Raw genomic sequence first — 23,318 nt, 5'->3', positions numbered from 1 at the left:
ACCTACTGTAGGAGCGAGCTTGCTCGCGAAAAACCTGAGGGCGCCGCGTACATCCAGGCTGTACGCGTAATCGTTGACGTTTTTCGCGAGCAAGCTCGCTCCTACAGTTATGGGTCAGCGCACGGCTACCGTCGCATCCACCACCCGATCTACAAGCAATTGCACGCCCTCCAGCATCCGACACATCCCCAGCATCACGCTGCGCTGTGAACCATCAACCTCAAAGGCCAAGTGCGCGGCGATGGCATTGATGGATTCCAGATCCTGAGAGGCATTAAGCAGCAGGGTTTCGGTATCGAGACCAGGGCGGAGGGTGAATAGCAGGTTCGAATCGGAAGGAGGATTTGGACTGTCTTTGATCATGATGTAGTTCCTGGAGAGTTAGAGACTACCACCAGGTTTTTCTCACGAACGAAGGTGGCAGCTGTACGCGGAGTGAGAAAACCAAGACCCCAGGAGCTTGGCCACGCCGAAGCGTGCCCGCGCACAGCCGCCATAACAGCGAGCACAGAAAAAGCGCCTGCACTGTATACGGCGGGCGCTTTTGCGCCAATGGAGTCTTCGGATTTCTCACGTCCGGTCGCTGAATTGGCAGCGACTGGCGAAGACTAGTGGTGCCCGTTCCGACCAGCAACCCGAAAGAAACGTAGGAAATATGTCGCTTCGAGGATGGGTTGTAAGGCATGTCCTGCTCCTTTGTACGAAGTTTCCTTTGTTCATCGGCCTCTCATCCTCTCGGCCTTCCAGTGTTAGCTTCCGCCAAGCAAGTATCTAATGCGGGGAAATTGCTCGACGAGAGTCGACCAATATTGGATCAAGGAAGGAATCAGGTATGCCAGGTTCAGGAACTACTAGAAAGTCGGTTTACTCAGTTTTCACTACGATCCTATTGGCGTTTTGCCTGGCGTATATCGGCGGTGATTGGCTGCTTTCGCCGGGGCACCCGCAATTGACAGAAGTTGTAATGAGAGTGCCACTTGGCACTGACGGGGCCATCTATGGCGTCAAGGATGACCGTGGAGGGTCAACTGTTCCGTTCAGCTATCGATATTACGTTTACCGCGCCTTGGAGGACGACAGTGAAGTATTGGCTGCGTTGACGGATGCCAGTCCATTTCTAATTACGCGTGACGCATCGGCAAAAGTTGATGTTCAGGGCCGCACGATCAATGTGTCGGTGGCGGGGGATGTATCCGACTATCACAGCAGTACGCTGTATCGACATGCCAATGGCAGCGATTACACAGCGGTGAGTGTTTTTCTGAATAGTCGGCCGGAAGATTGAAACTGGCGGTGAGTCAGCCTGGAGATGTTTGACTGACCCATCGCCTTCGCGAGCAAGCCCGCTCCCACATTTGAGCTCGGGTGTTCTTGAATCAGGTATCAGGCGTCGGGCTTCCAACCTCCACCCAGCGCCGTCACCAAACCCACACTCGCCTGCAACTGCCGCGTCTGCACCGCCTGCAACGTGCGCTGTGCCTGCAACGCGGCGGTCTGTGCCGTCACCACATCCAGGTAACTCACTGCCCCCGCCTGATAACTGTTCATCGCCAGCGCCTGGGTGTGCTCGGCTGCATTGGCGGCGGCCTGTTCATCCATCGCCTCCTGCTGCAAATCACGCAGTTGCCCAAGGTTGTCTTCCACCTCACGCACGGCTCTTAACACCTGGCTACGATAGTGCGCCGAAGCCTCTTCAAACTCCGCCTTGGCCTGGCGTTCATTGGCACTCAACCGCCCGCCATCAAAGATCGGCAGGTTGACCAAGGGCCCCAGCGCCCAGTACCGATTGGCCGCCGAGAACAGGTTGCCGACGCCTTGGGTCTGCCCGCCAATCAACCCGGTCAAACTGAAATCCGGATACCACGCGGCCTTTGCCACGCCGATATTCGCGTTGGCCGCAAACACCCGTCGCTCCGCCGCCGCAATATCCGGTCGGCGTTGCAGCAGATGGCTCGGCAGCTGTTGCGGAATCCCCGGCAACGCAATCAATTGCTGGCTCGGCGGCAGCTGGAATTCACTGGCCGACACACCCACCAATTCACCAATCGCATGCTCGGTGAGATTGCGCTGACCGCGTACATCGTCAAGCTGGGCCTCGGCTTCTGCCAGCTGATTCTGTGCGCGGGTCAGGTCGAGTTCCGAGGCGATCTGTCCTTCATACCGGCTGCGGGTCAGTTGCAGCGCCTGGCCAAAATCATCCAGCGAACGGCTGAGAATCCGGCTCTGCGCATCCAGCCCGTTGAGCTGCACGTACAGCGTCGCCAACTGATGCTGCAAGCTCAGGCGTGCCACCGCCAAATCATCCCCGGAGGCTTGGGCCTGCGCATCGCCAGCCGCCACTTGGTTGCGGATTTTGCCCCACAGATCCAGATCAAAACTCAGTGAAAACCCTGCCGTGTTGCTGTTGTACACCGAAGGCTGGGTATCGCCCCGCAGCGGCCGGGAATCCGATTGGCGCTGACGCAACGGCTGTGCGCTGGCGGTGATTTGCGGGAACAATCCGGCATGCAGCTGGCTGGCATACGCCTGGGACGCGTCGAAATGCGCCAGCGCCGCCGCCAGGTCCGGGTTGGCCTTGAGCAGTTGTTCCTGCAGGTCGTTCAAGCGCTGGTCCTGGTAAAGCTGCCACCACTTCGGCGCCAGTTGGTCGGAGGGTTGTGCGCTGTGCCACGGACCGTCGCTGGTCTGTTCGCGGTATTTGGCCGGCAGGTCAATGGTCGGCGTCTTGTAGGTGGGCGCCAGCGAGCAACCGTGCAGCGCTAGCAACACCAAGGCCGCGAGGGGTTTAAGCCTTGGGCGCATGTGCACCTCCGGCGTCGGCCAGTTGCACGGCGTCGCCTTCGCGCAGGGCGTCGGGTGGGTTGTCCACCACGCGGTCGGCGGGTTTCAGGCCTTGATCGATGACCAGGCGTTCGCCGAGGTCGAGGCCGATGTGGATGTCTTGCAGGTGTACATGGTTCTTGGCATCCAGCACCGCGACCTGGGTGCCTTGGGCGCGGAAGATCAGGGCGCTGGCCGGGATGCTCACGCCATGGGTGTCTGCCGGAATCGCCAGGGTGGCTTCTGCGTAGTCGCCGGGCAGCAACTTGCCGTCCGGATTGTCTGCCACGAACTGCGCGAGCAGGGTGCCGGAGCGCCGGTCGATGGCGGTGGAGTCGCCCATCAGCTTCGCGCTGAAGTGTTCGCCGGGGTGCTCGGGTACCGTCAGTTGGGCGGCCAACCCGGGATGAATCACCGCCGCATAGTTCTGCGGCACCGGCACATAGAGCCGCAGTTGGTGGGTGTCGGCGATGTCGAACAGTTCCGGATCGCTGTCGCTGTCGGCCTTGATCAACTGGCCGATGTCGGTGTTGCGCGCGGTGATTACACCGGCGAACGGCGCGCGGATGGTCTTGTAGTCTTCCAGGGCCGACAGCCGCGCATAGTCTGCCTCTGCTGCCTGGGCATTGGCCTTGGCAGCCAGGGCGTTGGAGGTTTTTTCATCGGCCTCCTGGCGCGATACCGAATGGCTGTCCAGCAGGTTTTTCCAGCGGGTGGCGGTGGTCTCCGCCAGCCGTGCGTTGGCCTGTTCCTGCACCATGCGCGCGTGGGTTTGTGCCACTTGCTGGTCGAGGTCGGGGCTGTCGATCTCGGCGAGGATTTGCCCGGCCTTGACCTGGGTGCCGATGTCGACCTTCCAGTCTTTTAGATAACCGCTGACCCGCGCATGAATCGGTGCCTTGCTCCAGGCTTCCAGGTGCGCGGGCAGGCGCAGGGTGTCGCCGGCCGCGTTCTGTTTGGGCTGGAACACCAGCACCTGCGGCACGGCGGCGGTTTCGGTCCAGGCGGTGACGGATTTTTCATGCATCGTACGGGCGTGCAGGCCGTTGGCGACCAACAGGGCAGCCAGTGTCATGCCGCCGACACCCATGAGCATCAGACGCTTGCGCGAGGGTTTGTGATCAGACGACATGTGGGGTTTCTCCAGCAGCAGCGCGAGTAGGGTGACGACCGTGGACCAGGCTGAAGACCACGGGTACAAACAGCAAAGTGGCAGTGGTGGCAAGGATCAGGCCGCCGATCACGGCGCGTCCCAGCGGCGCGTTTTGTTCTTCGGACAAGGCCAGCGGCAACATGCCGATGATCATCGCCAGGGCAGTCATGCACACGGGGCGGAAACGGGTGTAGCCGGCTTCCAGTGCGGCCTTGAGGGCGTCGCCATGTTCGGCCAGGCGCTCTCGGCAGAAGCTCACCACCAGGATCGAGTTGGCGGTGGCCACGCCCATACAGAGGATGGCCCCCGTGAGTGCAGGCACCGACAACGAGGTGCCGCTGAGGAACAGCATCCACACGATCCCCGCGAGGGCCGCCGGCAGCGCGGTGATGATCACGAACGGGTCAGTCCAGGACTGGAAGTTGACCACGATCAGCAGGTAGATCAGCACCACGGCGCCGAGCAGGCCGAAGCTCAAGCCGTTGAACGCTTCATGCAGCGCATCGATCTGCCCGTGCAGGCTGATGGTCGCGCCTTTGGGGCGCATCGGGGCCATGTCATTCAGCACCTTTTGCACATCGCTGGCGACGCCGCCGAGGTCGCGGCCTTGCACGTTGGCGTACAGGTCCAGGGTCGGTTCGATGTTGTAGTGGGTCACCACCGCCGGGCTTTGTACTCGCGAAATGGTGGCCACGCCGCCGAGGATCTGCGACTGCCCATCGGCACCGGTCACCGGCAGCGCTTCCAGGGATGGCAGGCTGTCGAGGCGGTACTGCGGGGTTGCCGCCACGATCGAATACGACACGCCGTTGGCCGGGTTCAGCCAGAACGTCGGCGCGGTTTGCGAACTGCCGGCCAGGGACGCAACCATGCTGTTGGTCACGTCGCGCTCGGTGATGCCCAGGCCGTTGGCGCGCATCCGGTCTACGTTGACTTGCAGTGACGGGTAGCCGGTGGACTGCTGGATACGCAGGTCGGCAATGCCCGGTACATGTTTCAGGCGACGTTCCAGTTCCACGGCGTAGGCGCGGTTTTCTTCATCGCTGCGCCCGGAGATTTTCACATCAAGCGGTGCCGGTGAACCGAAGTTGAGGATCTGGCTGCTGATGTCGGCCGGCAGGAAGGCGAACTGGCTGCCGGGGAAACTTTCGGGCAGGGCTTCACGCAGCTTTTTCACGTAGTCAGCAGTTGGCGCGTGGTCCTTTTTCAGGGTGACCTGGATATCACCGTCCTGTGGGCCGATGGTGCCGCTGCTGCTGTAGGCCATGTCGATTCCGCTCAGCGGGATGCCGATGTTGTCGACGATGGTGTCCAGTTCGTCGGCCGGAACGATCTCGCGAATCCGCGCTTCAATCCGGTCAAACGCGGCGGCGCTTTCTTCGATCCGCGTGCCCAGCGGCAAGCGCACATGCAGGGCCATGGCCCCGGCGTCGGTGGCTGGGAAGAAGTCCTGGCCCAGGCTTGGCAGCAGCAGGAATGAGGCAAGGATGCACGCCAGAAAACCCACGATGAATCGCTTGCGTGCACCCAGGGCGAGGGTCAGCAGGCTGTGGTAGACGTCGCGCACGTTGGAGAAGTGACGCTCGAAACCCTGCTGGAAATTCAGCACCGATTGCAGCACGGCATTGCGCTGCGGTTTGTGCTGGTCGCCCTCGTGATGGTTGATGAATTCATCTTCCGGGTGATGGCCCTGGCCTTGCTCCGGCACGTGCGGCTTGAGCAGGAACATCGCCAGGGTCGGCACCAACGTTCGCGACAGAATGAACGAGCTGGCCATGGCGAAGATCACCGCCAACGCCATCGGGCGGAACAGATAACCGGCGATGCCTTGCAGCATGAACATCGGCACGAACACGATGCAGATACACAGCAGGGACACGAACGCCGGGCCGACAATCTGCTTGGCGCCGTCGAGGATCGCGTCTTTCACCGCCTTGCCTTGTTCCAGGTGCCAGTTGATGTTCTCGATGGTCACCGTGGCGTCGTCCACCAGAATCCCCACCGCCAACGCCAGCCCGCCGAGTGTCATGACGTTGAGGGTTTGCCCGGTGGCTGCAAGCAATGCGATGGCCGAGAGCACCGCCAGGGGAATCGAGGCGGCGATGATGATGGTCGAGCGCCAGCTGCCGAGGAACAGCAGGATCATTGCGCTGGTCAGCAACGCCGCGATGATACCTTCCTGGGCCACGCTGCCCACCGACTGTTTGACGAACACCGAGGCGTCGCCGAGCAGTGAGGTCTTCAGTGAAGGCGGCAACGTTTCATTGATGCGTGGCAGCATCTGGCGGATGCCGTCGATGATCGACAGGGTGGAGATGCTGCCGTTTTTCAGGGCCGGCATCAGCACCGCACGGTGGCCGTCGACGCGCACGATGTTGGTCTGCGGCGGCGAGCCGTCACGCACGTGGGCCACCTGGCCGATGGTGATGATCGCACCGTCGACCGTCTTGATCGGCAGGTCGTTGAGCTCGTCAATCGCCTTGGGGCTGTTGTTGAGCAAGATCGTGTATTCGTTGGGGCCGAGTTTGGCGGTACCCACCGGTATGATCTGGTTCTGCAAGGCGAGGGCGTTGCCCACATCCTGTGCTGACAACCCTTTGGCGGCCAGCGCCTGCGGGTCGAGGTCGAGGGTGATCTGGCGTTGCTTGCCGCCCATTGGCGTGGGCATGGCCAGGCCGGGCAGGGCACTCAGGGGCAGGCGGATATTGTTCTGCACCAGGTCGCGGATTTTCGCTTCCGACAGGCTGGGGCTGGAGAACGCCATCTGCAGGATCGGCACCGTGGAGGCGCTGTAGTTGAGGATCAGCGGTGGGGTGATGCCCGGTGGCATCTGCTTGAGCACGGTTTGTGACACCGCTGTTACCTGGGCGTTGGCGGTGCGGATATCCACGCCGGGCTGGAAGAAAATCTTCACGATGCCCATGCCGGGTAACGACTGCGATTCAATGTGTTCGATGTCGTTGACGGTGGTACTCAGGGAGCGTTCGTAGGTGTAGATCACGCGACCGGCCATGGCGTCTGGAGACAGGCCGTTGTACTGCCAAACCACCGCGACGACGGGGATGCCAATGTCGGGAAATACGTCAGTGGGGGTACGCAAGGCCGCCATGGGCCCAATGATGCAGATGAATATTGCCAGCACGATAAACGTGTAGGGCTTGAGCAGTGCGGTCTTTACCAGCCCGAGCATGCCGTAACCTCCAAAGGAGTGGGATTGCAAACCCCGGCAGTCTTGCCCGACCCACCTAACACGCACCTTTCAGCCAGGTGAAGGAAGATTTAGTTAACGGCTGAAGATCCTTTCATATGTATTCATTTGTTCAATAATGGTGACAGTACCAAGCTGGATACCGATCGAACGGGAGCTGTTTTGCCCCTTCACTCTTTATCCATTTGGAGTTCTGCCATGTCTCTTAAACCCTTGTTGTTGATCCCGGCCTTGAGTGCGGTCCTGCTGTTGTCGGCGTGTGCCGGCCCGATGCCGAAGGCGGACCCGAGCGAAGCCTGGATCGGGCTGCAAGAGGAGGCGCCCAACGACCTGATGGCCGAGCGGGTAGACGGAAAAAACATTAATGATGGCCGCTACTTCGAAGTGAAACCTGGCGCACATCGCCTGGATGTCACGTTATTTGAAGAAGAGGCGGGGGATGACAACCAGCAGGATTGTCGCGGGCATGTCACTTACGGCAACTTCAAGGCCGGTGAACATTACACCTTGGTGGAATCCAGTCTGGGTACCACGGTGCGTGCCGAGTTGAAGGATAGCCACGGTAAGGAATTGGCGCAGACCGATGACTTCAGTTGCATGCCTGGCTAAGGCGTCAGGCGTGGTGCCCGGCGGGTTTGTGCAGCTTGTCGGGCGCTGCGGGTTTTACCTGTGGGTGATGGTGCCGGCGGGTCACGCGCATCACGCCCCAAAGCATGGCGGCGGCGACGGCCAGCCAGCCACAGATCAAAAGCAGAATCGTTGTTGTCAGGCTCATAAGTGCCTCCTTTGCCCGGTACGGGGCACACACTGTCTTCTCAATGGACAGTCTAGCTATCCGCAGGTTGCTTGCTATTGACCAATGGTCGTGTGCATCCAACTTGTTTGCTCTATGGCGGGCCCTTTACTGCGGTACAAGGCTATACCCGCGCCCCTGAGCGTCCTATGATCAGGGCCCACGTCGGCAGTTGATCAAGTGAGTGAAAAAGTTGCGGTTTCCCTCGAACATTAAAACCTCCTGGTGGGTCGCAGCCTGTTTCATGGGGCTGGCGGCCTGCACCTCGCACCCTAAACCCACGAGCATCCCGGGCCTGCCGGAGAGCGTCGAACTCAAGGGCGTGCCGGCGTTTCGCGGCGAGACTTACCTCGGTGGCCCGGCCGCTCTGGCCAGCATGCTGTCCCAACAAGGCATTGTGATTACACCGGGCCTATTGGATAAGCCTCTGCATTTGCCGGGCGCCGAAGCGGACCTTGAGCGCAACATGCAGGTGTTGGCCCGTGAATACGGGATGCTGGTGTACCCGCTGGAAGATCAGCTGCCGGCGCTGCTGGCACAGGTCGCGGCCGGGTATCCGGTGATGGCGCGTATCACCCAGGGCTCGACCTTCTGGGCCGGGCCGCGGTATGTCGTGGTGGTGGGCTATAACAAGCAGAAGAGCATGGTGTTGCTGCGTTCGGGCTTGGAGCGACGCATGCCGATGGATTTCAGCGCGTTTGAGTCGGCGTGGAAAGACGGCGGCAAGTGGGCGGTACTGATTCAGCGGCCCACCCAGTTGCCGGTCAAGGTCGACGCCCAGCGCTGGCAGCAGGCGGCAAGCGCCACGGCCCAGGCAGGACAGGAGCAGGCCGCGGCCCAGGCGGTCAAGACGCTGGCCAGTCAGGCCAAATAAAAAAACGGCGCTCAAGGGCGCCGTTTTTTATTGTCGCCATTGAATACTCAGCGGGACTCGGTCACCTGAACGTTCGCCCGTGGGCGGTTCTTCAGGTTCTTGTCAGCCTTGTAGCGCAAGGCGACGTCCGGCACCGAGCCGCTCTTGCCGGTCTCGACCCAGCTGCGGATGCGACTGGCATCGGCAAAGTGGGTGAACTTGCCGAAGGCGTCGAGGATCACCAGCGACACCGGGCGATTACCCATGCTGGTCACCAGCACCAGGCAGTGGCCGGCCTGGTTGGTAAAGCCGGTCTTGGTCAGCTTGATGTCCCAGTTGGCGCGGTTGATCAGGTGGTCTGTGTTGGAGAAACCCAGGGTGTAGTTGGGCTTGCGGAACGAGACGGTTTTTTCCTTGGTGGTACTCAACTGGCTGAGCATCGGGTATTTGCGCGCGGCGGCCAGCAGCTTGCTCAAGTCGCGGGCGGTGGACACGTTGTGGATCGACAGGCCGGTGGGTTCTACATAGTGGGTGCTGGTCATGCCCAGCGCCTTGGCCTTGGCGTTCATCGCTGCGATAAAGGCCGGGTAGCCGCCCGGGTAGTGGTGGGCCAGGCTGGCGGCGGCGCGGTTTTCCGAGGACATCAGGGCAATCAGCAGCATCTCTTTGCGCGGCATCTCGCTGCCGATCTTGACCCGGGAGAACACGCCTTTCATCTCCGGCGTGTCCTTGATGTTGATGTCGATGTATTCATCCATGTTCTGCTTGGCTTCCAGCACGATCAGGCCAGTCATCAGTTTGCTGACAGAGGCGATCGGCACGATGACATCCGGGTTGCTGGCATAGATGACTTTATTGGTCTGCAGGTCTACCACCATCGCACTGCCGGAGGCGATGTGCAGGGTGGACATGTCGCGGGGGGCCATAGTGGTTTCGCTGGCGTTCGCGAAGGTGCCTGTAAATGCAAAAAATAGGCTGATGATGGAAAGATGAATTTTCACGCGGATGAACTCGCTAAAAAAAGTAGGGATATACCGTTTTGCACGGACTTTCTGATAAATGCCGTTACATTTTAGGAGTATGGATCAGAAACTGTCGAATGTTCATCTGAAAACAGATGAAACCCCTTAAAAACTAAGAAAAAAGTACTTTTTATCCGGCCAATAAAAAGCCCTGCGATAAGGCAGGGCTTTTTCAGAGCAGCTGGTTATTAGCTGTGCAGGGTTTCGGCTGCGTACAGGGTATTTTCCAGCAGGCAGGCGCGGGTCATCGGGCCAACACCACCCGGTACCGGGGTGATCCAGCCGGCGCGGGGCAGGGCGGTTTCGTACACCACGTCGCCCACCAGCTTGCCGTCGTCCTGGCGGTTGATGCCTACGTCGATAACGATGGCGCCTTCCTTGATCCACTCACCCTTGACCAGGCCCGGCTTGCCAGCAGCGACCACTACCAGGTCGGCGCGGCCAACGTGGCCAGCCAGGTCCTTGGTGAAACGGTGGGTGACGGTCACGGTGCAGCCGGCCAGCAGCAGTTCCATGGCCATCGGGCGACCGACGATGTTCGATGCGCCAACAACGACTGCATCCAGGCCATACAGATCGACGCCGGTGCTTTCCAGCAGGGTCATGATGCCCTTCGGAGTGCACGGGCGCAGCAGCGGAATACGCTGGGCCAGGCGGCCGACGTTATAAGGGTGGAAACCGTCCACGTCTTTGTCCGGGCGGATGCGTTCAAGCAATTTCGACGCGTCCAGGTGCTCGGGCAATGGCAGTTGCAGCAGGATACCGTCGATGGCCGGATCGTCATTGAGGCTGTCGATCAGGTCGGTGAGGGCCTGCTGGGTGGTGTCGGAATCCAAGTCGTAGGCTTTTGAGATAAAGCCGACCTCTTCACAGTCTTTACGCTTGTGCGAGACATAAACCTGAGAGGCAGGATCGCTGCCGACCAGGATCACCGCGAGGCCCGGCGTGCGCAGGCCTTGTTGGCTGCGCTCGGCGACTCGTTTGGCGATCTGCTGGCGCAGGCTGGCGGCGATTGATTTGCCGTCGATAAGTTGTGCAGTCATTACGCGTGATTAACCATCGAGAGGGGGAAGAAAAGTGCGCGCATTCTCGCATGCCATGGCGCGAGGGCAAAGGCGCTTGGTCTGCAAATTCCCCTAACCCCTTAAATAAAATGAATTTTTTATAAAAAGGATTTGACGGGTTTCGGGTGCATCTATACTATTCGTCGCACTTGTCGGGCACAGCCTAGCACTGGTTAGTTTGTAATCCTCCAAGAGTACAGATTAATAAGGCGCCCGTAGCTCAGCTGGATAGAGCATCCGCCTTCTAAGCGGATGGTCGCAGGTTCGAGTCCTGCCGGGTGCGCCATTAGGCAGCTTTGGCACAAGTAGCGCAATATGGTGGGCGTAGCTCAGTTGGTAGAGCACGGGATTGTGACTCCCGTTGTCGAGGGTTCGATCCCCTTCGTCCACCCCATATTTAAAAGGCGCCAGATTAATAGTCTGGCGCCTTTGCTTTAAAAGCTTCAAGCGCGGATGTGGTGGAATTGGTAGACACACTGGATTTAGGTTCCAGCGCCGCAAGGTGTAAGAGTTCGAGTCTCTTCATCCGCACCAAATAAAGCTTCATGAAAAGCCTGCTGGCTTTCCTGAGGCTCAACAAATAGCCATTTTGACGGGCTTTTTGGTCACGCAATATGGTGGGCGTAGCTCAGTTGGTAGAGCACGGGATTGTGACTCCCGTTGTCGAGGGTTCGATCCCCTTCGTCCACCCCATATTTCGAAAGGCGCCAGATTAATAGTCTGGCGCCTTTTTTGTTTCAGCGGTTTGAGTTTCAACGCAGTCGCAGGTGCTGGGCTGCAAGGGCAGGGCGTTTCGTCGTATTTATGTTTCGCGATGATGCCGCACTGCTCGCTGGCCTTGTCCGCAGGGTCGGTTGTCAGGGAGATGATTGGCAGCTGCTTCTATATATAGAAGGGTTGGCGCAGAGCCCTGGCGTGATGGGATGTATTTGCTACCGGGGCGAGGTGCACTCGTGCATTCGTACCTATAAATTGCCCGCTGTTTTTTTACCCGTTTTCAGTAGGGTGACTTCTTGAGTTTGACCCACTAGAATGCATGCCCTTGATTCTGGGGTCGGAAACGGCCAGCTAACGTCTGTGCAACGAGGAATATCCATGCAAGTTTCTGTTGAAAATACTTCTGCTCTTGAGCGCCGCATGAGCATCACCGTGCCGGCCGAGCGCATCGAGACCCAGGTCAACAAGCGTCTGCAGCAGACTGCCCAAAAGGCCAAGATCGCTGGTTTCCGTCCAGGCAAGGTGCCAATGAGCGAAATCAAGCGCCGCTTCGGTGCTGATGCACGTCAGGAAGCAGTAGGTGACGTGATCCAGGCTTCCTTCTACGAAGCCGTTGTCGAGCAAAAGCTGAACCCGGCTGGCTCGCCTTCCATCGAGCCTAAGTCCCTGGAAGCAGGCAAGGATCTGGAATACGTTGCAATCTTCGAAGTGTTCCCTGAATTCGAAGTTGCCGGTTTCGATTCGATCGCCATCGAGCGCCTGAGCGCTGATGTAGCTGACTCCGATCTGGACAACATGCTGGAAATCCTGCGCAAGCAGAACACTCGTTTTGAAGTGGCCGATCGCGCTGCCCAGAACGAAGACCAGTTGAACATCGATTTCGTTGGCAAGGTTGACGGCGAAGTGTTCGCTGGCGGCTCCGCCAAAGGCACTCAGCTGGTGCTGGGTTCCAACCGCATGATCCCTGGTTTTGAAGACGGCCTGGTTGGCGCCAAAGCCGGCGAAGAGCGCGTTCTGAACCTGACTTTCCCGGCTGACTATCAGAACCTGGACCTGGCTGGCAAAGCCGCCGAGTTCACCGTGACCGTCAACACCGTTTCCGAGCCTAAGCTGCCAGAACTGAACGAAGAGTTCTTCAACCAGTTCGGCATCAAGGAAACTGGCATCGAAGGTTTCCGCACCGAAGTTCGCAAGAACATGGAGCGTGAGCTGCGTCAGGCGATCAAATCCAAGGTCAAGAACCAGGTGATGGACGGTCTGCTGGCCGCCAACCCGATCGAAGTGCCTAAGGCCCTGCTGTCCAACGAAGTTGATCGTCTGCGCGTGCAGGCTGTTCAGCAGTTCGGTGGCAACATCAAGCCTGACCAACTGCCGGCCGAGCTGTTCGAAGAGCAAGCCAAGCGCCGCGTTGTACTGGGTCTGATCGTGGCTGAAGTGGTCAAGCAATTCGACCTCAAGCCTGACGAAACCCGCGTTCGCGAAATGATCCAGGAAATGGCTTCGGCCTACCAGGAGCCTGAGGCAGTTGTGTCCTGGTACTACAAGAACGACCAGCAGCTGAACGAAGTGCGTTCGGTTGTGCTGGAAGAGCAAGTTGTGGATACTGTTCTGCAGAAGGCTAAGGTGACCGATAAAGCGGTCTCTTACGAAGAAGCAGTCAAGCCGGCTGAAGCAGCACAAGCCGACTGATCGCTCAACTCGTTTGAAAATACACCCATAAGCCAGCCTCGCGCTGGCTTATGCGTATTCAAGACATGACTATTTGGGAGTAACTGCAGAGCATGTTCCGTAATTCGTATATTCAGCAGAACTCTGATATCCAGGCCGCTGGCGGCCTGGTCCCGATGGTTGTCGAGCAATCTGCTCGTGGCGAACGCGCCTATGACATCTACTCGCGCCTGCTCAAGGAGCGAGTGATCTTTCTGGTTGGTCCGGTAGAGGACTACATGGCCAACCTGATCTGTGCGCAGCTGCTGTTCCTTGAAGCGGAAAACCCGGACAAGGACATCCATCTCTACATCAACTCCCCGGGCGGTTCGGTAACAGCTGGCATGTCGATCTACGACACCATGCAGTTCATCAAGCCGAACGTATCGACCACCTGTATCGGTCAGGCGTGCAGCATGGGTGCTTTCCTGCTGACCGCTGGTGCTGAGGGCAAGCGTTACTGCCTGCCGAACTCTCGCGTGATGATTCACCAGCCACTGGGCGGTTTCCAGGGCCAGGCATCGGACATCGAAATCCATGCCAAGGAAATCCTCTTTATTCGTGAGCGTCTCAACACGCTGATGGCCAAACATAGCGGGCATACCCTGGAAGAGATCGAGCGCGACACCAACCGTGACAATTTCATGAGCGCCGAAGCGGCTCGTGAATACGGGTTGATCGACGCAGTGATCGAAAAGCGCCCCGCTTAATATAAGCAGCTCAAAATAGGGCTGGTCGGCAGGTCCGACCACCAGTGGGCTTGAAAAAGCCCTCAATAGCCTTCATCTTGTGTTGCAAGCCTATCGGATTTGGATCGAACGAATGACTGACACCCGCAACGGCGAGGACAACGGCAAGCTGCTCTATTGCTCCTTCTGTGGCAAAAGCCAGCATGAAGTACGCAAGTTGATTGCCGGCCCCTCGGTCTTTATCTGCGACGAGTGCGTCGACCTGTGCAATGACATCATCCGTGAGGAGGTGCAGGAAGCCCAGGCCGAAAGCAGCGCGCATAAATTGCCTTCGCCTAAAGAAATCAGCGGCATCCTTGATCAGTATGTGATTGGTCAAGAGCGTGCAAAGAAGGTTCTGGCCGTAGCGGTGTACAACCACTACAAGCGTCTGAACCAGCGTGACAAGAAAAGTGACGACGTCGAGCTTGGCAAAAGCAACATCTTGCTGATCGGTCCTACAGGCTCGGGTAAAACCCTGCTTGCAGAAACCTTGGCTCGCCTGCTGAACGTTCCCTTCACCATCGCCGACGCAACCACTCTTACCGAGGCCGGTTACGTAGGTGAAGACGTCGAGAACATCATTCAGAAGCTGCTGCAGAAATGCGATTACGACGTGGAAAAGGCCCAGATGGGCATTGTCTACATCGATGAAATCGACAAGATTTCGCGCAAATCCGACAACCCGTCGATCACCCGGGACGTTTCCGGTGAAGGCGTACAGCAAGCGCTGTTGAAACTGATCGAAGGTACTGTTGCTTCCGTACCGCCACAAGGCGGCCGCAAGCATCCACAGCAGGAATTCCTTCAGGTTGATACGCGCAACATCCTGTTCATATGTGGCGGTGCGTTCTCCGGTCTGGAAAAGGTTATTCAAAACCGTTCCACCCGTGGTGGCATTGGCTTCAGTGCAGAAGTACGCAGCAAGGAAGAAGGCAAGAAAGTCGGTGAGTCCCTGCGTGAAGTCGAGCCTGACGATTTGGTCAAGTTCGGTCTGATCCCGGAATTCGTTGGCCGTCTGCCGGTCCTGGCGACGTTGGACGAGCTGGATGAGGCTGCGTTGATGCAGATCCTCACCGAGCCGAAAAACGCCCTGACCAAGCAATACGCCAAGCTGTTCGAGATGGAAGGTGTGGACCTCGAGTTCCGTGCTGACGCGCTCAAATCGGTGGCCAAGCGGGCACTGGAGCGCAAGACCGGCGCCCGTGGTTTGCGCTCGATCCTCGAAGGCGTACTGCTCGACACCATGTATGAAATCCCCTCGCAGTCCGAGGTGAGTAAAGTGGTGATCGACGAAAGCGTTATAGAAGGTAAGTCCAAGCCACTGTATATCTACGAAAACAGTGAGCCGGCTGCCAAGGCTGCGCCAGACGCGTAAGCGTTGCACCGCCGAGCTGTACAAAATAAAGGGGCCTTAACGGGCCCCTTTGTTTTTACTGCGTTTAACTGATGCCATTACGCTTGTTTTTTTTGCAGGCAGCCCCCATCTTGGTTTCAAGTTACTTTCATCTGTCATAGAGGCGAAATCATGAAGACAACCATCGAATTGCCTCTCCTGCCGTTGCGTGATGTCGTCGTCTATCCGCACATGGTTATCCCGCTGTTCGTGGGGCGCGAGAAGTCTATCGAAGCCCTCGAGGCCGCGATGACGGGCGACAAGCAGATCCTGCTGCTGGCCCAGAGAAATCCTGCTGACGATGATCCGGGCGAAGATGTCCTGTATCGCGTTGGTACCGTTGCAACTGTCCTGCAACTGCTCAAGCTGCCTGATGGCACCGTCAAGGTGCTGGTGGAAGGTGAGCAGCGCGGTGCGGTCGAGCGTTTCATGGAAGTGGACGGCCACCTGCGTGCCGAAGTGGCGCTGATCGACGAAGTCGACGCCCCTGAGCGCGAATCCGAAGTGTTCGTTCGCAGCCTGCTGTCCCAGTTCGAGCAATACGTACAACTGGGCAAGAAAGTCCCCGCAGAAGTCCTCTCTTCCCTCAACAGCATTGATGAGCCAAGCCGCCTGGTCGACACCATGGCCGCGCACATGGCGCTGAAAATCGAGCAGAAGCAGGACATTCTCGAAATCATCGATTTGTCTGCCCGGGTCGAACACGTCCTGGCGCTGCTGGATGCCGAAATCGACCTGCTGCAGGTCGAGAAGCGCATTCGCGGCCGTGTCAAAAAGCAAATGGAGCGCAGCCAGCGCGAGTACTACCTGAATGAGCAGATGAAGGCCATTCAGAAAGAGCTGGGTGACAGCGAGGAAGGCCACAACGAAATCGAAGAGCTGAAAAAGCGCATCGATGCCGCCGGCCTGCCAAAAGACGCCTTGACCAAGGCCACTGCCGAGCTGAACAAGCTCAAGCAAATGTCGCCGATGTCGGCCGAAGCCACCGTGGTTCGCTCGTATATCGACTGGCTGGTGCAGGTGCCGTGGAAGGCCCAGACCAAAGTGCGCCTGGACCTGGCCCGCGCCGAAGATATTCTGGACGCCGATCACTACGGCCTCGAAGAAGTCAAAGAACGCATCCTCGAATACCTCGCCGTGCAAAAGCGCGTGAAGAAAATTCGTGGACCGGTGTTGTGCCTGGTCGGTCCTCCTGGTGTGGGTAAAACCTCGCTGGCTGAGTCGATTGCTCACGCAACAAACCGTAAATTCGTACGCATGGCCTTGGGTGGTGTGCGTGATGAAGCGGAAATTCGTGGTCATCGCCGGACTTATATCGGTTCGATGCCAGGAAGATTGATTCAAAAGATGACAAAGGTGGGTGTGCGCAACCCGCTGTTCCTGCTCGATGAAATCGACAAAATGGGCAGCGACATGCGTGGCGATCCGGCCTCTGCCTTGCTGGAAGTGCTCGATCCCGAGCAGAACCACAATTTCAACGACCATTACCTGGAAGTCGACTACGACCTTTCCGACGTAATGTTCCTGTGCACCTCCAACTCGATGAATATTCCGCCAGCCTTGCTGGACCGGATGGAGGTGATTCGTCTGCCGGGTTATACCGAAGACGAGAAGATCAACATCGCTGTCAAATACCTCTCGCCCAAGCAGATTGCGGCCAACGGCCTGAAAAAAGGCGAGATTGAATTTGATGCCGACGCGATCCGCGACATCATTCGTTTCTACACCCGCGAGGCCGGTGTACGGGGCCTTGAACGTCAACTGGCGAAGATCTGCCGCAAGGCCGTGAAGGAACATGCGCTGGAAAAACGCTTCTCGGTGAAGGTCACCGCGGAGCTGCTGGAACACTTCCTGGGCGTGCGCAAATTCCGCTACGGCCTGGCTGAGCAGCAGGACCAGGTGGGTCAGGTCACGGGCCTGGCGTGGACTCAAGTGGGCGGCGAATTGCTGACCATCGAGGCCGCTGTTATCCCGGGCAAAGGGCAATTGATCAAGACCGGTTCCCTGGGTGACGTGATGGTCGAATCCATCACCGCCGCGCAGACCGTGGTGCGCAGCCGCGCGAAGAGCCTGGGGATCCCCCTGGACTTCCACGAGAAGCACGACACCCACATCCACATGCCGGAAGGGGCGACGCCGAAAGACGGCCCTAGCGCAGGCGTAGGCATGTGCACGGCACTGGTATCAGCCCTGACTGGCATTCCGGTGCGTGCCGATGTTGCCATGACTGGGGAAATAACCCTGCGTGGGCAAGTGCTGGCCATTGGTGGCCTCAAAGAGAAATTGTTGGCTGCACACCGTGGTGGTATCAAGACGGTGATCATTCCTGAAGAGAATGTTCGCGACTTGAAGGAGATTCCTGACAATATCAAGCAGGATCTGCAGATTAAACCGGTTAAATGGATTGACGAGGTCCTGCAAATTGCGCTGCAATACGCGCCGGAGCCCTTGCCGGATGTGGCTCCGGAGATAGTTGCAAAGGATGAAAAACGCGAGACTGACTCTAAGGAAAGAATTAGCACGCATTAATACGTTTAAGCCTGGGGGCTTCCTTGACAGCTTTTTAGAGCCCTTGTTATAAAGCGGCTCTTAAGTGTCTGTAGGCCATTCAGCACTGGTTTTTGCTTTCACCAAAAAACTTAGAATCATACTCAATAGATATAAGGGGACTTAGAGTGAACAAGTCGGAACTGATTGATGCTATCGCTGCATCTGCTGATATCCCGAAAGCCGCTGCTGGCCGTGCGCTGGACGCAGTAATCGAATCCGTCACTGGCGCTCTCAAGGCCGGCGACTCTGTGGTACTGGTTGGTTTCGGTACTTTCTCTGTGACCGATCGCCCAGCTCGCACTGGTCGTAACCCACAGACTGGCAAGGCTCTGCAAATCGCCGCTGCCAAAAAGCCAGGTTTCAAAGCCGGTAAAGCCCTGAAAGAAGCCGTTAACTAAGCTTCGCTCAAGCCTTACCCATCCGGGTCGGACGCAGGTCTGACCTGGCAGCGGAGCGGCAGCTGACCCAAGTATCCATCGGGTCGCCACGCCGGGGGTGTGGGTTCAAACCCCCGTCCGCTCCGCCAGTTACGAGAAGGCGCATCCTCGGATGCGCCTTTCTTCTATCCGGACTCTACCCACGCTCCACGGTTGCCTAATTTTGAAGTTCAACCGTTTCTGGGGGACGCATGCTGCAGAATATCAGGGACAATTCACAAGGCTGGATTGCCAAGACCATTATCGGGATCATCGTCGCATTGATGGCGTTCACCGGTATCGAGGCTATTTTTCAGGCTTCGACCAACAACAAGCAGGACGTGGCCAAGGTCAACGGTGAAGAAATCACCCAAAGTGAACTGGGCCAGGCCGTCGACATGCAACGTCGTCAGCTGATGCAACAGCTGGGCAAGGACTTCGATGCTTCCTTGCTGGACGAAAAGCTGCTGCGCGACGCCGCGCTCAAGAGCCTGATCGATCGCAAACTGCTGCTGCAGGGCGCGGCCGATTCGAAATTCGCTTTCTCCGAAGCCGCGCTGGATCAAGTGATCCTGCAGACACCGGAATTCCAGGTGGATGGCCAGTTCAACGCTGAGCGTTTCGACCAGGTGATCCGTCAGCTGGGCTATAGCCGTATGCAATTCCGCCAGATGCTGAGCCAGGAAATGCTGATCGGCCAGGTTCGTGCTGGTATTGCCGGCAGCGGTTTTGTGACTGATGCCGAAGTGCTGGCTTTTGCCCGTCTGGAAAAACAGACCCGCGATTTCGCCACCGCCAGCGTCAAGGCCAACCCTGCGGCGGTGAAACTCACCGACGACGAGGTCAAGGCTTACTATGACCAGCACGCCAAAGAGTTCATGACCCCGGACCAGGTGGTCATCGACTATCTGGAGCTGAAGAAGGCTTCCTTCTTCGACCAGGTCGCGGTCAAGGACGATGAGCTGCAGGCTCTCTATCAGAAAGAAACCGCCAACCTCGCTGAACAGCGTCGCGCGGCGCACATCCTGATTGAAGTCAACGACAAGACCACCGACGAGCAGGCCAAGGCCAAGATCGAACAGATCCAGGCACGCCTGGCCAAAGGCGAGAAGTTCGAAGCCCTGGCCAAAGAGTTCTCCCAGGATCCGGGTTCTGCAAACAACGGCGGTGACCTCGGTTTCGCCGGCCCTGGCGTCTACGACCCTGCCTTCGAAACAGCGCTGTACGCGTTGAACAAGGACCAGGTTTCGGCGCCGGTGCGTTCGAGCTTCGGCTGGCACCTGATCAAGCTGTTGGGCGTTGAAGCACCTGAAGTGCCATCGTTCGCCAGCCTGAAAGACAAGCTGACCCGCGAGCTCAAGACCCAGCAGGTTGAACAGCGTTTCGTCGACGCGACCAAGCAACTGGAAGACGCTGCATTCGAAGCTTCCGACCTGGCCCAGCCGGCGTCTGACCTGAAGCTGACCGTGCACACCTCCGCGCCGTTTGGCCGTGAAGGTGGCGAAGGTATCGCGGCCAACCGTGCCGTGGTGACCGCTGCATTCAGCCCTGAAGTACTGGATGAAGGTGCCAACAGCACCGCCATCGAGCTGGATCCGGAAACCATCGTGGTGCTGCGTGCCAAAGAGCACTTGAAGCCTACCCAGCTGCCGCTGGAAAGCGTTGCCACGGCCATCCGTGCCCAGTTGACCAAGGAGCGCGCAAGCGCTGCGGCGAAGACTCACGCGGACGAGCTGATTGCCAACCTGCGTGATGGCAAGACACCGCTGAATCAGCCGGTGGATGGCCAGGCCTGGAAAGTCACCGAAGCGGCCACCCGTGGCCAGGAAGGCGTCGAACCAGCCGTGCTGCAAGCCCTGTTCCGCATGCCAAAGCCTGCGGCCAAGGACAAGCCGACCTTCACCAGCGTGACTCTGCCAGACGGTAGCCTGGTGATCGTGCGCTTGAACGCGGTCAACGAAGCCGCTGCCCCGACCGATGACGAGAAGGCTCAGTACCGCCGCTTCCTCGCGTCCCGTGTGGGCCAGCAAGACTTCGCCGCCTATCGCAAGCAGTTGGAAACCAAGGCTGAGATCAAGAAGTTCTGATCTCGTTACTGCCTGAATAAAAAGACCTCGGCCTGAAGAGGCCGGGGTCTTTTTTATCCACTCAAGCAGCTGACTCAACCAGTCCTTGATTCAACGCGCAAACTTTAGCTTGCCCCAACTCAAGCCAATCACAGCCGCCAGGGTCGAAGCGCTCAGCACACTCAGCTTGGCGGCCGACAACAGCGTCGGATCGGAGAAGGCCAGCGACGAGATGAAAATCGACATGGTGAAACCAATCCCGGCCAAGAGGCCCACCAGGGCGACGCCGTTCCAGGTCACGCCTTCCGGCAGTTGGCAGATGTTCAGTTTGACCAGTACGAAACTCGCCAGCATCACCCCCAGCGGCTTGCCGAGCACCAAGGCCAGGATGACGCCCATGAACACGCCGTGGGGCAGCGGGTCGTCCAGATTGAACCCTTGCAGGCTCACCCCCGCGTTGGCCAGGGCAAACAGCGGCATGACGCCGAAGGCTACCCACGGGTGTAACCCGGCTTGAATCCGCTGCACCGGCGGCAACATTTCTCGCTGGGCCTTTCTCAACTGCTGCAACGGTTTGGCCACCTGATGAGCGCTTTCAGCGGGATGCGAAAGCCGGTCCATCAGTTCGTTAAATGTGCGCCCGATGGTGTCCAGGGGGCGTTCACGGGTGGGCCTTGAAATGACAGGCGTCATCAAGCCAAGCACCACGCCGGCGAGCGTAGGATGTACACCTGTCTTCAGCAGCCCGAACCAGACAATCGCCCCGGGCAGCAGGTACACAACCGCCTTGCCAATCCCCATCCGCTGAAAGACCAGCACCAGTGCCAGCCCGCAGGCTGCGATCACCAGGCCCATGTAGTCCAGGCTCGCGGTGTAGAAGATCGCAATGATCAGGATGGCGACGATGTCATCAATGATCGCCAACGCCAGCAACAGAATGCGCACGCCGGCCGGAATGGATTTACCCAACAGCGCCAGCACACCTACGGCAAACGCGATGTCGGTGGCGGTGGGCACCGCCCAGCCGCTGGCCGCTTCAGTGCCATGGTTGAGCAGGGTATAGAGCAGCGCCGGCATCAGCACGCCACCGAGTGCAGCGCCCAAGGGCAGGGTGGCCAGTTTCAGGTTGGCGAGTGCACCGTCCCTGATCTCCTGGCGAATCTCGGCGCCCACCACCAGGAAGAAGATGGTCATCAGCCCGTCGTTCACCAGGAAGTGCAACGAGCGCGAGACCGTGAAGTCTCCCAGCCCGATAGTGAGTGGGGTGTTCCAGAAGTGTTCGTAGGAATCGGCGATGGGGCTGTTGGCCCAGATCAGCGCGACAATCGCCGCCAGCAGCAGCACGATGCCGCTGACGGCCTCGATGCGTGAAAACCGCTCCAATGCAGACAGGGCGCCTTCGACCAAAACCTGGGGGCGAGGAATAGCAGGGTGTTTATCAGGCACGACAAATCTCCATTGGCGGCCCGACCAATGCTTATCCTTTAACCTGCGCTGTGCCGTATGCAGCAGCGCACCCAGGGCGATCATAAGAGTTAAGAAACATTACGTCACGTTTCGTTTAAACATCGGTTAAACGCAGCGTCGCCATCAGGGCCAGCACGACCAACGCGACGACCGCCCACGGAAACGCTGTCACGCCCCAACCCTGTAGCAACATCCCGCCCAGCAGCCCACCGCCGGCGATGCCCAGGTTCCACACCGTCACCAGCATCGACTGCGCGGCATCGGCTGAATCCCCGGCCGACTTGGCCAGCGCTGTTTGCAGCAATGCCGGCAGGCCACCAAACGCCAGCCCCCATAATGCCACTGTGGTGTAGATCACGGTCGCCGAGGTGATCCAGAACGCCAGCGCCAGGGCCGACAGTGCGAACATTGCGCAGCTGATCACCAACAACGCACGCAGCCGCTGATCAATCAACGCGCCGACAATCCAGATGCCCAGCAGCGCCGCCAGGCCAAATACCAGCAACACCTGATCGATGTCCGCCGCAATCCCGGCAGGTACCAGGAATGGCGCTATATAGGTGTAGAGAATGTTATGGGCCAGTACGTAGGTAAGGGTTACAAACAGCACCGGACGAATCCCGGGCAGTGCCAGCACCTGGCGTAGCCCCAAGCGTTTTTCCGCTCGCTGCCCCGCAAAGTCCGGGACCTGCCAGCGCACCCAGGCCAGCAGTACAACCGTAAGACCGGTCATGATCGCAAAGCTCAGGCGCCAGCCCACCGTGGTGCCCAGGAATGTCCCGGCGGGCACGCCCAGTGACAGCGCCAAGGGCGCCCCGAGCATGGCCACGGCAATCGCCCGGCCTTGCAAGTGTGGCGCAACCATGCGGCTGGCGTAACCGGCGAGCAGCGCCCAAAGCAACCCCGCGAACACCCCGGCGAAGAACCTCGCCACCAGGGTCAGCAGGTAATCGCTGGAAAACGCTGTCACGCTGTTAACCAAGGCAAACCCGCCGATGGCAATCATCAGCAACGGCCGCCTGCGCCAGCCCCGGGTGGCGATGGTCAGGGGAATCGCGGCCAGCAGCGAACCAAGGGCGTAAAGGGTCACCAATTGGCCCACCAAGGCTTCCGACACCCCGAGCCCGGCGCCCATTTGCGGGAGCAAGCCCGCTGGCATGGCTTCGGTGAGGATGGTGATGAAGCCGGCGGTTGCCAATGCCAGCAAACCGCCCAGTGGCAGGCGTTCACGGCTCGCCGCAAGGGCCGGGGAGGGTAAGGCGTTGTCGCTCATGTTTATTGGCTCCGGGTTTCAAACGAAAGGGCAGGGAGCCAGAGTAGGGTGCTGCGAGGTGTAGAAAAACAGGCTAAGGTTCCGA

18 protein-coding genes, 4 tRNA genes and 1 pseudogene are annotated in these 23,318 nt (G+C 58.8%); 13 read left to right on the top strand and 10 right to left on the bottom strand.

Translation table 11 applies throughout. The features are described 5' to 3' along the window. Window positions 1-3: 3 nt before the first annotated feature. Both ACA046_RS22100 and ACA046_RS22095 read right to left on the bottom strand, forming a co-directional pair. A pseudogene (locus tag ACA046_RS22100) lies at window positions 4-93 on the bottom strand (outer membrane lipoprotein carrier protein LolA); the annotation flags it as partial. 21 nt (window positions 94-114) lie between these two features. Continuing rightward, window positions 115-363: a DUF6124 family protein gene (locus tag ACA046_RS22095; protein WP_497674969.1), complete on the bottom strand. Its 249-nt coding sequence runs from the start codon at window positions 361-363 to the stop codon at window positions 115-117. Between the two features lie 469 nt (window positions 364-832). On the opposite strand from ACA046_RS22095, the gene ACA046_RS22090 reads away from it, so the two are divergent. Then, entirely contained in the window at window positions 833-1,285 is a 453-nt protein-coding gene (locus ACA046_RS22090; RefSeq protein ID WP_459022430.1) for a hypothetical protein, read from the top strand. A gap of 98 nt (window positions 1,286-1,383) precedes the next feature. On the opposite strand, the gene ACA046_RS22085 is transcribed toward ACA046_RS22090, so the two are convergent. The 3 genes from ACA046_RS22085 to ACA046_RS22075 are packed head-to-tail and all read right to left on the bottom strand — an operon-like array spanning window position 1,384 to window position 7,163. After that, on the bottom strand, window positions 1,384-2,802 hold the full coding sequence (locus tag ACA046_RS22085; protein WP_497674968.1) for an efflux transporter outer membrane subunit: 1,419 nt from the start codon (window positions 2,800-2,802) through the stop codon (window positions 1,384-1,386). After that, complete coding sequence (locus tag ACA046_RS22080) at window positions 2,786-3,952, bottom strand: efflux RND transporter periplasmic adaptor subunit (RefSeq protein WP_497674967.1); 1,167 nt, start codon at window positions 3,950-3,952, stop codon at window positions 2,786-2,788. The genes ACA046_RS22085 and ACA046_RS22080 overlap by 17 nt, the downstream gene beginning before the upstream one ends. Beyond that, complete coding sequence (locus ACA046_RS22075; protein ID WP_076014243.1) at window positions 3,942-7,163, bottom strand: efflux RND transporter permease subunit; 3,222 nt, start codon at window positions 7,161-7,163, stop codon at window positions 3,942-3,944. Before ACA046_RS22075 ends, ACA046_RS22080 begins: the two co-directional genes overlap by 11 nt. A 216-nt stretch (window positions 7,164-7,379) precedes the next feature. Here ACA046_RS22075 and ACA046_RS22070 point away from each other — a divergent pair, with 216 nt between their 5' ends. Further along, window positions 7,380-7,790 carry a PA0061/PA0062 family lipoprotein gene (locus tag ACA046_RS22070; RefSeq protein WP_017476929.1) on the top strand — a complete coding sequence of 137 codons (411 nt, stop codon included), beginning with the start codon at window positions 7,380-7,382 and terminating at the stop codon, window positions 7,788-7,790. A 4-nt stretch (window positions 7,791-7,794) separates the two neighbouring features. Here the strand turns inward: ACA046_RS22070 and ACA046_RS22065 are convergent, their stop codons facing one another. Further along, the gene (locus ACA046_RS22065; protein ID WP_167663083.1) at window positions 7,795-7,956 is read right to left on the bottom strand and encodes a hypothetical protein; all 162 of its coding nucleotides are present in this window, start codon (window positions 7,954-7,956) and stop codon (window positions 7,795-7,797) included. Window positions 7,957-8,218: 262 nt separating this feature from the next. Here ACA046_RS22065 and ACA046_RS22060 point away from each other — a divergent pair, with 262 nt between their 5' ends. After that, window positions 8,219-8,848, top strand: coding sequence for a peptidase C39 family protein (locus ACA046_RS22060; RefSeq protein ID WP_421553162.1), 630 nt, complete (start codon window positions 8,219-8,221; stop codon window positions 8,846-8,848). A gap of 47 nt (window positions 8,849-8,895) precedes the next feature. On the opposite strand, the gene pbpG is transcribed toward ACA046_RS22060, so the two are convergent. Together pbpG and folD are read right to left on the bottom strand one after the other, a co-directional pair. After that, entirely contained in the window at window positions 8,896-9,828 is a 933-nt protein-coding gene (gene pbpG, locus ACA046_RS22055) for a D-alanyl-D-alanine endopeptidase (protein ID WP_459022419.1), read from the bottom strand. Window positions 9,829-10,037: 209 nt separating this feature from the next. Further along, window positions 10,038-10,892, bottom strand: coding sequence for a bifunctional methylenetetrahydrofolate dehydrogenase/methenyltetrahydrofolate cyclohydrolase FolD (gene folD, locus ACA046_RS22050; protein WP_076014239.1), 855 nt, complete (start codon window positions 10,890-10,892; stop codon window positions 10,038-10,040). A 230-nt stretch (window positions 10,893-11,122) separates the two neighbouring features. On the opposite strand from folD, the gene ACA046_RS22045 reads away from it, so the two are divergent. The 10 genes from ACA046_RS22045 (at window position 11,123) to ACA046_RS22000 (ending at window position 20,514) form a co-directional block, all read left to right on the top strand. Further along, a tRNA-Arg gene (locus ACA046_RS22045) sits at window positions 11,123-11,199 on the top strand. 32 nt (window positions 11,200-11,231) lie between these two features. Then, window positions 11,232-11,307: transfer RNA gene (locus tag ACA046_RS22040), tRNA-His, on the top strand. A gap of 55 nt (window positions 11,308-11,362) precedes the next feature. Beyond that, a tRNA-Leu gene (locus ACA046_RS22035) sits at window positions 11,363-11,447 on the top strand. Between the two features lie 83 nt (window positions 11,448-11,530). Further along, window positions 11,531-11,606, top strand: a tRNA-His gene (locus ACA046_RS22030). A gap of 402 nt (window positions 11,607-12,008) precedes the next feature. Next, on the top strand, window positions 12,009-13,319 hold the full coding sequence (gene tig, locus ACA046_RS22025; RefSeq protein ID WP_076014238.1) for a trigger factor: 1,311 nt from the start codon (window positions 12,009-12,011) through the stop codon (window positions 13,317-13,319). A gap of 92 nt (window positions 13,320-13,411) precedes the next feature. Then, window positions 13,412-14,047 carry an ATP-dependent Clp endopeptidase proteolytic subunit ClpP gene (gene clpP / locus ACA046_RS22020; RefSeq protein ID WP_003174822.1) on the top strand — a complete coding sequence of 212 codons (636 nt, stop codon included), beginning with the start codon at window positions 13,412-13,414 and terminating at the stop codon, window positions 14,045-14,047. A 112-nt stretch (window positions 14,048-14,159) separates the two neighbouring features. Then, window positions 14,160-15,443, top strand: a complete 1,284-nt coding sequence (gene clpX / locus ACA046_RS22015; RefSeq protein WP_003207856.1) for an ATP-dependent Clp protease ATP-binding subunit ClpX — start codon at window positions 14,160-14,162, stop codon at window positions 15,441-15,443. Between the two features lie 150 nt (window positions 15,444-15,593). Further along, window positions 15,594-17,990, top strand: coding sequence for an endopeptidase La (lon, locus tag ACA046_RS22010; RefSeq protein ID WP_497674966.1), 2,397 nt, complete (start codon window positions 15,594-15,596; stop codon window positions 17,988-17,990). A gap of 146 nt (window positions 17,991-18,136) precedes the next feature. After that, window positions 18,137-18,409, top strand: a complete 273-nt coding sequence (locus ACA046_RS22005; protein ID WP_003174819.1) for an HU family DNA-binding protein — start codon at window positions 18,137-18,139, stop codon at window positions 18,407-18,409. A gap of 230 nt (window positions 18,410-18,639) precedes the next feature. Next, window positions 18,640-20,514 (top strand): SurA N-terminal domain-containing protein, encoded by a 1,875-nt coding sequence (locus ACA046_RS22000; RefSeq protein ID WP_497674965.1) that lies wholly within the window; start codon window positions 18,640-18,642, stop codon window positions 20,512-20,514. 90 nt (window positions 20,515-20,604) lie between these two features. Here ACA046_RS22000 and nhaA read toward each other — a convergent pair whose 3' ends face one another. Both nhaA and ACA046_RS21990 read right to left on the bottom strand, forming a co-directional pair. Next, window positions 20,605-21,939 carry a Na+/H+ antiporter NhaA gene (gene nhaA / locus ACA046_RS21995; protein ID WP_497674964.1) on the bottom strand — a complete coding sequence of 445 codons (1,335 nt, stop codon included), beginning with the start codon at window positions 21,937-21,939 and terminating at the stop codon, window positions 20,605-20,607. Between the two features lie 115 nt (window positions 21,940-22,054). Beyond that, the gene (locus ACA046_RS21990) at window positions 22,055-23,233 is read right to left on the bottom strand and encodes an MFS transporter (protein WP_497674963.1); all 1,179 of its coding nucleotides are present in this window, start codon (window positions 23,231-23,233) and stop codon (window positions 22,055-22,057) included. Between the last annotated feature and the right edge of the window lie 85 nt (window positions 23,234-23,318).

This window comes from Pseudomonas sp. LBUM1641 (assembly GCF_059716235.1).
The sequence above is the reverse complement of the archived record's forward strand: the minus strand, read 5'-3'. Positions and strand labels throughout refer to the sequence as shown.